Origin of the sequence: Barnesiella sp. WM24, assembly GCF_004570975.1 — a bacterium.
GTDB lineage: Bacteria > Bacteroidota > Bacteroidia > Bacteroidales > Muribaculaceae > Muribaculum.
In genome coordinates this window covers 117,813-128,813 of sequence record NZ_SPPC01000006.1, presented here as the reverse complement: position 1 = coordinate 128,813, position 11,001 = coordinate 117,813, and the positions used below count along the sequence as shown (strand labels likewise).

The 11,001-nt window shown below is 48.1% G+C and carries 8 protein-coding genes; 7 read left to right on the top strand and 1 reads right to left on the bottom strand.

Going from position 1 to position 11,001, the window contains the following annotated elements; translation table 11 throughout:
• The first annotated feature begins 23 nt into the window (after positions 1-23).
• Together E4T81_RS07890 and E4T81_RS07885 are read left to right on the top strand one after the other, a co-directional pair.
• On the top strand, positions 24-458 hold the full coding sequence (locus E4T81_RS07890) for a response regulator transcription factor (RefSeq protein WP_135043142.1): 435 nt from the start codon (positions 24-26) through the stop codon (positions 456-458).
• Positions 455-1,066 (top strand): ribonuclease HII, encoded by a 612-nt coding sequence (locus E4T81_RS07885; protein WP_135043140.1) that lies wholly within the window; start codon positions 455-457, stop codon positions 1,064-1,066. Before E4T81_RS07890 ends, E4T81_RS07885 begins: the two co-directional genes overlap by 4 nt.
• Before the next feature lie 3 nt (positions 1,067-1,069).
• Here E4T81_RS07885 and E4T81_RS07880 read toward each other — a convergent pair whose 3' ends face one another.
• Complete coding sequence (locus E4T81_RS07880) at positions 1,070-2,506, bottom strand: alpha-amylase family glycosyl hydrolase (protein ID WP_135043138.1); 1,437 nt, start codon at positions 2,504-2,506, stop codon at positions 1,070-1,072.
• A gap of 135 nt (positions 2,507-2,641) precedes the next feature.
• Between E4T81_RS07880 and E4T81_RS07875 the strand changes: the two genes are divergently transcribed.
• The 5 genes from E4T81_RS07875 (at position 2,642) to xerD (ending at position 10,981) form a co-directional block, all read left to right on the top strand.
• Positions 2,642-5,020: a TIM-barrel domain-containing protein gene (locus E4T81_RS07875; protein ID WP_167761786.1), complete on the top strand. Its 2,379-nt coding sequence runs from the start codon at positions 2,642-2,644 to the stop codon at positions 5,018-5,020.
• Positions 5,021-5,280: 260 nt separating this feature from the next.
• Complete coding sequence (locus E4T81_RS07870) at positions 5,281-5,721, top strand: PepSY-like domain-containing protein (RefSeq protein WP_167761785.1); 441 nt, start codon at positions 5,281-5,283, stop codon at positions 5,719-5,721.
• Positions 5,722-6,918: 1,197 nt separating this feature from the next.
• Positions 6,919-9,474, top strand: coding sequence for a YfhO family protein (locus tag E4T81_RS07865; protein WP_245207036.1), 2,556 nt, complete (start codon positions 6,919-6,921; stop codon positions 9,472-9,474).
• Positions 9,471-10,073 (top strand): hypothetical protein, encoded by a 603-nt coding sequence (locus E4T81_RS07860; RefSeq protein WP_135043131.1) that lies wholly within the window; start codon positions 9,471-9,473, stop codon positions 10,071-10,073. Before E4T81_RS07865 ends, E4T81_RS07860 begins: the two co-directional genes overlap by 4 nt.
• Positions 10,073-10,981, top strand: a complete 909-nt coding sequence (gene xerD, locus E4T81_RS07855) for a site-specific tyrosine recombinase XerD (protein ID WP_135043129.1) — start codon at positions 10,073-10,075, stop codon at positions 10,979-10,981. Before E4T81_RS07860 ends, xerD begins: the two co-directional genes overlap by 1 nt.
• The last annotated feature ends 20 nt before the right edge of the window (positions 10,982-11,001 follow it).

Sequence of the window (11,001 nt, the reverse complement as noted above, 5' to 3'; positions counted from 1 at the left end):
AGTCTCTGACCGGCATTTCATTCATGAATTTTATCTATATGCCCGCCAATTCTAAAAAATCGCCCGAATTTAACCGCATATGTATTGCCGACGAAGATCCGCTCGTCAGCGAGTTGATGCAATACAATCTTGAACAGTCGGGATATAAGGTAAATGTGTTTCACTCCACCGGAGAGGCTATGGACAGCAATCTCATCGACTTTGACCTCTATATAATAGATGTCATGATGGAGGATAAGGAAGGTTTTGAGCTTGCACGCTATCTGAAACAAAATCTTGAGACAATCAACATACCCCTTATATTCTGCTCGTCGCGAAACAACGAGGAAGACGTCATCGACGGGCTTGACCTTGGTGCCGATGACTATATACTGAAACCCTTTGCCATGAAGGAGCTTGTGGCGCGTGTCAATTCTTTGATGAGAAGAAGAAAGCTAACACTAAACAGCAACCGATGAAAAGAGAGTTTTCCCTGCCGGTATGTTATGTTGCCGGTCGCTTTGAGGCAGGATGTGACGAGGCGGGAAGAGGATGTCTTGCCGGCCCGGTTCACGCCGCCGCCGTGATACTTCCCGATGATTTCCACCATCCGCTGTTAAACGACTCCAAGCAGCTCACCGAGGCTAAACGCGAGAAGCTGCGCCCTATAATAGAAGCCGAGGCTGTCGCCTGGGCTGTGGGCATAGTAGACAATGAGGAGATTGACAAGATAAATATACTGCGTGCCTCTATAGAGGCTATGCACAGGGCTATCGACGCGCTCGGAGTGACTCCCGGGGCTATAGTGGTCGACGGCAACCGCTTCTCGCCTTATAAGGACATACCTTTTCAGACATTTGTCAAAGGCGACGGCAGATTTGGCAATATAGCCGCAGCCTCTATACTCGCAAAGACCCACCGCGACGAATTTATGAGAAAGATACATGAAGAATACCCCATGTATGGCTGGAACATAAACAAGGGGTATCCTACAAAAGCCCATCGCGAGGCTATCGCCCTGCATGGAGCATCGCCCTATCACAGGATGAGCTTCAGGCTTCTTGACCAGCAGCTCACCCTGTTTTAGACATTATCGGTTTACATATACCTTATATTCTCCCGGGAGCAGCTTTGAAGGAAATTCCTCGGAAGCTCCGGTAAAGAAATTGACAGTCGTCGAATTGCCTGCCGGCGCTCCGGATTTATATATGACATCGGCAGGTGAACTGCCAAGATTAACAAACACGTATACGGTCGTATTGTCAACTGAACGCGAGAATATGTACAGGTCATCGCTCTCCGTAGGATAACGCACCATGTCACCGCCGGCAACCCCTGCCTGAAGCGCGGGCTGTGTGTGTTTAAGATGATTCAGTTTCCTGTAAAACTCAAAGTAGCGGTTACGCGGTTCCCATACGGGAGGCACATCTTTCTTGAAAAACTCAAACGCACGGTTCAAGCCTGTCTCCTGACCTGTATAAATAAGCGGCATTCCGGGAAGCGTATAGCTCAACACGGCAAATGCGTCGGCAAGATTGCCAAGACGTTCCTGCTCTGTACCCTCCCATGAGTTAAGGTCATGATTGGTAATCATGTTCATCAGGTAGCTGTCGCGGGGATAATCCTTCTCCTGCGATGCGAGAAGTGAATCTATTGCCACGGCATGTTTCACAGGGAAACTCTTCATGTTTCCATCTGCATCCTTGAATGTATATTGACCGGAAGTGGCTGCAATCTCGCTGAAAAGGTCTTTCATAGGCCAGTTGTAGCCCATGTCAAATCCGTTGACATGCAATTCCGGTTTGCTCGCCTCGGCAAGCATGAACACCTCCTTTATAGAATCAAGACGCGGACGCACCTCATCCCAGAAATCAGTAGGCACTTCTCCCGCCACATCACAGCGGAAACCGTCTATATCAACCTCCTTCAGCCAGAATTTAAGCGCATCGGTCATTGCCTCACGCATGTCGCGGTTGCTGTAATCAAGCTTATAGACATCGGTCCAGTCATAGGGACCATACATATTGCCGAGCGAATCTTTTGCATACCAGTCGGGATGTTGGCTCACCCAGCTGTTGTCACGTCCCGTGTGGTTGGGAACCCAGTCGATTATCACTTTCATGCCAAGCCCGTGGGCTTTCTTTACCAGCGCCTTAAACTCGTCAAGAGTGCCAAATTCAGGATTAAATGCCTTATAGTCCTTGACGGCATAGTAACTTCCGAGTTCGCCTTTCTTTCCTTCCTGCGATATAGGATGTACAGGCATGAACCATAATATATCGACCCCAAGCTCCTTTAAACGCTGAAGATTGCGGTCAAATTCCTTTACTGTACCACTGTCGGTATACTGTCGTAGATTTACTTCATATATGACAGCATTACGGCTCCAGTCGGGATGACTCAGATTAGTGAATGTACTGTCACGGTCATCCGATAAGGAATGAGCCGATTTTCTTCCTTTGCTGCATGAAACAGCCAGTAGTGCGGCAACCGATACCGCAAACGCCATAATTAACAACTTTCTCATAAAATAATGTTTTAAAGTGTATTGCCCGGTTTAAGAGCGTGACTGTGCAAATATACTCTATTTTTCACTTCCCCCGTCTATTATAACAAAAAAATGACTACATTTGCAATGTCTCTATCAAATGCCAATAAAAACATGGACAAACATTCAAAGCTAACAGCAATTATGCTGACGGCAGTGACAGCGCTATCCGCTTTGTCATCTTCAGCTGCCGAAACGGGAATCATCACCTCAACGTCAAGCGACGGCAAGACAGTCGTGGTAAATGCGTTAAACGACTACATTATTAAAGTATCCAATTTCATGCCGGGAGAAAGCGTGAGAGAGTCGGTGTCGGCTGTCATGGAAAAACAGCCTTTCAACGGAACCGTATCAACCACCGGGCAAAACACCACCATGACTCTTCCTTCAGGGCTGTCGGTCACTGTCGACCGAAACTCGGCAGGTGTAACCTTTTTCAACGGTGACAACCGGATGCTCTATGACGACGGCACAAGAAACTCCTCGCAGGGCATGAAAACCCTGTCGCTTATTCCCGTCGAAGGCGGTATATATTATGGTGCCGGTGAACGCGGTCACAGCCTGAAACTGAACGGCGACACCCTCGTGATGTATAACAGGCAGAATTATGGCTACACGGAGGGAGACCCGCGCATAAACCAGATGAACATATGTGTGCCGCTTTTCGTGAGCAATACAGGCTATGGAATCCTGTTTGACGACTATGCGGCGGCAAGACTCATCATGGGCGACACCATAAAATACGAGACTGAGAGCCGTAAACCGGTCTCCTACTATTTTATATATGGAAAAGAGGGCATCGCCGATGTAACCTCGCAATACACGCTCCTTACGGGACGCCAGGAGCTTCCTCCATTCTGGTCGCTCGGATATATAACCTCTAAATATGGCTATAAGACCCAAGAAGAGACCTGTGGCGTAATAGACACCCTGAAACGTGAAGGTTATCCGGTCGACGGAATTGTGCTGGATCTATATTGGTATGGCAAGGAGACCGACATGGGACGTCTTGAATGGAACCGCGAGCAGTGGGGCGACCATAAAAAGATGCTTGCCGGACTGAAAGACAAAGGAGTGAACACTGTTATCATATCGCAACCCTATATCAACAAGATAGGCGCTATCGACAATTACAATATGCTTGCCGAAAAGGGCATGTTGACAAAGAATGTCGCGGGCGACATAAACGATGTCACCACATGGGTAGGCGAGGCGGGAATGTTTGACGTCGCAAACCCCGACACACGCCGCTGGCTGCGCGAACGCTACCGCTCACTTACCAATGAAGGAGTAGGCGGATGGTGGGGCGACCTTGGCGAACCTGAGGTGCATCCCGAGACCATCGTCCACCATAACGGCGAGACAGCGCGCGAATATCACAACCAATATGGCAATGTGTGGAGCTCAATCATCTATGACCTGTTCAAGGATGAATACCCTGACACACGTCTTATGACTCTGATGCGTGGCGGCACAGCCGGACTGCAGCGTTACAGTGTGTTTCCCTGGTCGACCGACGTTTCGCGCTCCTGGGGCGGATTGCAGCCTCAGGTGAAAATCATGCTTAACTCCGGATTGAGCGGACTCGGATACATGTCTCATGATGTGGGTGGATTTGCCATTGACGAGCAAAACCCCACCGACCCTGAGCTTTATGTGCGCTGGCTGCAGCTTGGAGTGTTCTCGCCCATCCTCCGCACTCATGCCCAGAAATATGCCGAGCCCTACAAATACCCCGAATACTCGCAGTTGCTCCGTGATCTTATAAAGATGCGCTATCGCTGGCTGCCTTACAACTATACTCTCGCTTATGAAAATGCCACCAAGGGTTATCCCCTTGTGCGACCTGTCAATTTCGACGGCATTACAGGCACTCCCGCCGATACCATAACCGATGAGTTCATGTGGGGAAGCGAAGTGCTTGTAGCCCCTGTATTGCAGCAAGGCGCAGTTAACCGCAACGTTTATATACCCGAAGGAAAGTGGATAGACTGGAACAATCCTGAAGTCGATTATCAGGGTCCCGCAGAGTTCAGCTACAACGCTCCTCTTGAAACAATCCCTCTTCTCATACGCAACGGCGCGTTTATCCCTCAGGCTGACTACGCGATGGAAAATACCGGCGACTATAATCCTGCCGCCTATACCATACTTTATTTCCCGCGCGGAGAGGTAAAGAGCCGGTATGTGCTCTTTGAGGATGACCGCAGCTCTACCTCATCGCTTGACCGCGGGGAGTATGCCCTGATGACTTTTACCAGTGATGCTGCCGACGGTAAAATCACAATCGGCGTCGACCTGTCAGGCTACTACCCCGGAATGCCTGCCCAACGTGACCTCTCCTTCGTGCTTCCCGGCATTTGCAGTAAAGTCTCGGAGGTATCGGTCAATGGTGTCACCATCCCGTTTGAAGTCACCACGAAAAAAGATTTAAAATTTTCGACAAAATTTTTCAACGGTAAACCGCTGAAAATAGAGATATTAGCTAAATAAGGCAATTTTTATTCTCTTTTTTCAACGTCATTGCTGAACCATTTACGTTTTACCGCGTTTTAAAGGTACATAGCAAAATTACTTTTTCCATTGCAAGAAATGTGATAATGATTGGTTTATTATCAGGCACGGAGATACCGCGAGGCATCTCCGCGCTTAGTTTATATAGCTACCGGAAGAGAAGTCAATTCCTGCCAAAACCATCTGATTTATTGTTTGTTCTTATTCTAAGATATGTTACATCTCTAAATGAAAGAATTATGAAAAAGATTATTATGATTCTCATGGTTGCGCTGGGCATCTCAGCCACAGCAGTCGCACGTGACACTTACGCTCATGACGCATCGGTGCTTCCTGAAGCTGCACGCACTACTATAGCGTCCAATTTCAAGGCTAAGGTCAGTGTAGTCAAGATAGAAAAGACTCTCGGTCACATAGACGAGTATGATGTCACTTTGAGCGACGGCACTGAAATAACATTTGACAGTCACGGCAACTGGGACAATGTGGAGACCGCAAACACCAAGTCAGTCCCCTCAAGCCTTGTCCCGGAAAACATCCGTAATTACGTGGCAAAAAATCAGTCGGGCACACATATTGTTGGTATCGACAAAGAACGCAGCGGTTATGACGTTGAGCTATCCAATGGCGTTGACATGAAGTTTGACAAGACAGGCAACTTTGTGCGCTACGACGACTGACACTTATTTCTTGATCATTACTAAATAGCCGGGTCGAAACCGGCTATTTCTGTTTTTATGCCCGTCCTACATGTTACCCGTCAACCCTTGTTATCAACCATACTTTTTATATTAGAAGAAAAAATTTTTTAAAAATCTCTTTTATGAGGTTATAGTAATAGCTGTTAATAGCAATGATAAGTTTTGCTTCATTTGCTTGCATATTAAGTTATTGTAGTCGTATAAACATTACTTTCGTTGTTATCAACATGTTAACCGCCACTATTACAGGTAAATCACTGCATTATCAACACATGGTTAATAAGTGGCTATGTAAATAAAAATCACAGACCGTCGGTATTGATAAGTATTGCAATCATGGTTGATATCTGCACAAAATCTGATACATAAAAAATTTTGAATAACGCGCACAATCTCTAATAAGACACCAATCCCAAATAGGCAAATATAATTATAAAAAACCTTCACAAAATATATCATCATAAATCAACATAGTTTTCAACAATTGTCAACACACAAATCCACATGCACGTATACATACAACATACATATAAAATACATCGCGTATAAAATACATCGCGTAGCTGTAGGGGCGAGTGGAAGCTCGCCCGAATACACGCATTGCGGAACACGGTGTTGTACACGCATGGTTGATGCTCATGGTTGATGTGCGGGCGAGCTTCCACTCGCCCCTACATTGCATGTGTATATCGTCATAAATCAACATAGTTTTCAACAATTGTCAACAAACAAAATACACAGGTAATGTGCATGCGATTCATCAACGGTCATGATGCAATACGGTATACATGCAATATACATATAAAATACATCGCATATAAAATACATCGCGTAGCTGTAGGGGCGAGTGGAAGCTCGCCCGAAATACACGCATTGCGAAACACGGTGTTATACACGCATGGTTGATACGCGGGCGAGCTTCCACTCGCCCCTACATTGCATGTGTATATTGTATGTATACCTGCATGTGTATATTGTATGTATACGTGTATGTGGATATTGTATGTATGCATTGCATGTGTTACATTGCATATGTATACGTGCATGCGTATATTTTATACGCGATGGTATTATCGGCTACGCGGTATTATCATTGGCAAACAAAATGAAAAGTCGTTGATGTTATGACGGTATATGATGTTTTTTACTAATTTTGTGGGTTAAACGACAATTATTATGAATAATAAAAACATATCTGACAGAGAGCTTACCGCCGGTGGTCGCCTCAAGGCTTTTCTTACGAGCCGTTCGTTTATAGGGTTCATGATTTCCCTGGTGGTAATGCTTGTTGTGGCTTGCGCGTTTTTCTATCCCGATGCCTTCGAGGGCAACGAGCTTAGGCAGCATGACATGCAGCAAGGCACGGCTATAAGCCATGAAGTCAACACCTATGAGGAAGAGTCGGGGGAACTGTCGCGCTGGACCAACTCCCTTTTCTCAGGAATGCCTACTTTCCAGATCAATCCATCCTACCCTTCCGGAAAACTCATCACCTTTGCAGGCAATCTGTATCATCTTTGGCTGCCATCGCCCGTCAGTCTGCTGTTCATGATGATGACGGGCTTCTTCATTCTGTTGCTTGCCATGAGAGTGAAGTGGTATCTTGCCCTGCCGGGAGCTATAGCCTACGGCTTTTCATCTTACTTTATTATAATCATAGGCGCGGGACACATATGGAAATTCATAACCCTTGCCTATATACCGCCCACTATTGCCGGAATTGTGCTTGCCTACCGTGGCAAATACCTTGCCGGAGCGGCTTTGGCGGCTTTGTTTGCCATGCTGCAGATTGCCGGCAACCATATACAGATGTCTTATTACTTCCTTATGGTCGTGATAGGATTTGTTGTCGCTTACGGTGTTGTACTATATCGCAAGCATAACATGTCAAAATGGTGGAAAGCTACCGGAGCGCTTGCCGTCGCCGCTATACTCGCTGTCGCCGCCAACGCCCCTAACCTTTACAATACCTACATGTATTCAAAGGAGACCATGAGAGGAAAACACAGCGAACTTTCCGGAAACAGTGGAGGTGGTGCTGTCAACGCCTCAGGTGGTCTCAACAAGGATTACATAACAGCGTGGAGCTACGGTAAAAGTGAGACTTTCACCCTGCTGATACCTAATGTAAAGGGTGGTGCCACTATCAAGCCGGAAAAAGGAAGCAACAAACTGATGTCGCTCGGCGACACCGACACAGCCTCACAACTCGTAAAATCGGGCACCGTATCGGGCGAGATGGCATCTTACCTCAGCCAGTTCCCGCAATATTTCGGCGACCAGCCGATGACCAACGGTCCTGTCTATGTAGGTGCGTTGCTTGTGGCGCTGTTTATTCTCGGATGCATAATAGTCAAGGGACCCATAAAGTGGATGCTTCTTATTGTGACCGTCATCTCGATAGCCCTGTCGTGGGGTCATAACATGATGTGGCTTACCGACCTGATGATTGACCATTTCCCGATGTACAACAAATTCCGTACAGTGGCAAGCATCCTTGTCGTAGCGGAATTTACAATACCTCTTCTCGCCATTCTTGCCTTGAAGGAATTGGTTGACAACCGTGACCGTTGGCGCAGTTACCGCACTCCGGTTGCCGTGTCGTTTGGCATCTGCCTGTTTTTCTGTCTTCTCGGCATCGCGTCGCCAAGCATTTTCGGCTCTTATCTCAGCAACCAGGAGCATGACGCATATGTGGCTTCCGGCATGGCACAGCAGGTGCCGCAGCTTTTTGCAGCGATAGAGAGTGTCAGGATGGCGATGGTGTCGGCCGATGCACTCCGCAGTTTCTGCATAGTGGCTCTCGGAGGCATATTCCTCTGGCTCTTCATGTCGCGCAAGATAGACAAGAAGACATTTTGTGCCATACTCACTCTTATTGTGATCGGCGACCTGTATACAGTCAACAAGCGCTATCTCGATACAGAGAGTTTTGTGCCGCGCACTCTTGCGGCGGGCGAGCCGTTCCCCATTACAAAAGCCGACAGGATGATTCTTGCCGACACGGCTATGAACTACCGTGTGATGAATATACCTCAGTTTGGTGAAGCAGCACCCTCTTACCGCCACAAGACAATAGGCGGATATCACGCCGCTAAGCTTACACGCTATCATGACATGATCGACCGTCATCTCGGCAATTTCTCCACCGGAAACATAAGCGAGGCTGACATGAATGTCTTAAACATGCTCAATGCCAAGTATATTGTGATGAGTGACGACGAAGCCTATACCAATCCTGACGCCCTTGGCAACGCGTGGCTTGTTGACAGTCTCATGTATGTAGCCGATGCCGATGCCGAGATGGGCGCACTTGACAGTATAAACCCCGCTGTCACGGCGGTAGCCGACAACCGGTTCAAGCCGCTGCTCGGCACTACAGTAGCTCAGAAAATGCCCGGTGACACAATCTATGAGACATCCTATGCACCCAACGAGCTACACTATGCGGTCAACAGTGCCAAAGGCGGTGTAGCCGTATTCTCCGAGATATATTTCCCCTGGGGATGGAAAGCGTGGATTGACGGCAACGAGACAGAAATTGCGCGTGTCGACTATCTGCTGCGCGCGTTGAAGATTCCGGCGGGCAGCCACAGCATCAAGATGCGCTTTGACCCCCAGTCGATCCACACGACTGTCACCGTGGCTACGATAGCGATTATCATCATCTATCTCGCTGTTATCGCCGCAGCCCTGCTTTACACCTTCAAGTTACCTTTGCGACGTAAATGAAGGCGCTGAGTCTGTATCTTACATCTCTTAACCGTTATCGCCGTAGCCGTGGCTTCGGCGTACACTCGCCCTTTGCTTTCTACTTTATAAAAAGGGTGATAAAAGAGACATGCCGATACTACTCTTACGACATCATAGACCGGGAGGCAAAGCTCAATCATGTCTCACGGAGCGAGGCAAGGCTGCTGTTCAGGGTGGCAAATCACTTCAACCCGGGTTCAATGCTTGTATCGGGCTACAACAAGACAGCCGAGACTACACTTAAACAGCTGTCGGTCAATGCCGTGGTGACGGTTGCCGGTGACGGTTACGATATGTATTCAAAGTACATGGACAATCTTGGCGACGACCGCCCCTTTATATACGTAAGTCCGACTACTCCGCTGTCTGACGACAATCTGCGCTGCTTGATCGACGATGCGATAGAAAGGCAGGGAGTGGTAATTGTCGGCGGGATGAAGCGCGGCGGCAGAATCAGGGCAATCGTTAAAGCCGCAGCGTCAGCGATGACATGGGGCATGACTTTTTCCAACGGCAGGACAGCGGTGATAATAGGCAACAGAAAATTGCCGCGTCAGCACTTTTCTCTCTGGTTCTGATGAGAGCTATCAACGATATATCAGTAATACTGGATGCCTACGAAGGCTATCTGATGCTTGAAAAAGGGCTTTCGGAAAATACCGTAGTCTCCTATCGTTCCGACATTGACAAGCTGCTCCGCTTTCTTGCCGACAAAAAGATGATGATTCGCGACGCCGGTCCTGAAGTGTTGCATGAATTTCTTGCCGCTCTCCACGACCTCGGTATCGCCTCGTCGTCGCAGGCGCGCATAATATCGGGGCTGAAATCATTTTTCCGCTATCTGAAAATGGAGGATTACATAGCCGACAATCCTACCCTGCTTCTTGATGCCCCGCGTCTCGGACGACATCTGCCTGAGGTGCTTTCCGTTGAGGAAATAGACCGTATGATAGCGTGCATTGACCTGTCGACGGCTGAAGGACAGCGCAACCGTGCGATTGTAGAGACTCTATACAGCTGCGGACTCCGCGTGAGCGAGCTTGTAGGGCTCACCCTTTCCAGTCTTTTTCTCGAAGAGCGGTATGTGATAGTGCGCGGCAAGGGGAGCAAGGAGCGCATGGTGCCGGTGTCGGATACTGCGGTTGAGGAAATCAGGCTCTACATGCAGCAGCGGGCATCGCTTGACATAAAGCCGGGTGAGGAGAGCATACTATTTCTTAACCGGCGCGGCAGGCGTCTCACCCGCGTAATGGTGTTTTACATAATAAAGCGACTCTGTGAGCTTGCCGGAATACGCAAGGTGATAAGTCCTCACTCGCTCCGCCACTCCTTTGCCACTCATTTGCTTGAAGGAGGTGCCAATCTGCGCGCAATCCAGCAGATGCTCGGTCACGAGTCAATAGCCACGACTGAGATTTATCTGCATCTCGACCGGTCGATGCTCCGGCGGGAAATACTGCTGCATCATCCGCGAAACAGGAGTTGAAAACTTTACGAAAACATTAG

Excerpts from the sequence above, each read along its gene's own strand:
- E4T81_RS07890 (WP_135043142.1), top strand. The coding sequence starts at position 24 with ATGAATTTTATCTATATGCCCGCCAATTCTAAAAAATCGCCCGAATTT.
- E4T81_RS07885 (WP_135043140.1), top strand. The coding sequence starts at position 455 with ATGAAAAGAGAGTTTTCCCTGCCGGTATGTTATGTTGCCGGTCGCTTT.
- E4T81_RS07880 (WP_135043138.1), bottom strand. The coding sequence starts at position 2,506 with ATGAGAAAGTTGTTAATTATGGCGTTTGCGGTATCGGTTGCCGCACTA.
- E4T81_RS07875 (WP_167761786.1), top strand. The coding sequence starts at position 2,642 with ATGGACAAACATTCAAAGCTAACAGCAATTATGCTGACGGCAGTGACA.
- E4T81_RS07870 (WP_167761785.1), top strand. The coding sequence starts at position 5,281 with ATGAAAAAGATTATTATGATTCTCATGGTTGCGCTGGGCATCTCAGCC.
- E4T81_RS07865 (WP_245207036.1), top strand. The coding sequence starts at position 6,919 with ATGAATAATAAAAACATATCTGACAGAGAGCTTACCGCCGGTGGTCGC.
- E4T81_RS07860 (WP_135043131.1), top strand. The coding sequence starts at position 9,471 with ATGAAGGCGCTGAGTCTGTATCTTACATCTCTTAACCGTTATCGCCGT.
- xerD (WP_135043129.1), top strand. The coding sequence starts at position 10,073 with ATGAGAGCTATCAACGATATATCAGTAATACTGGATGCCTACGAAGGC.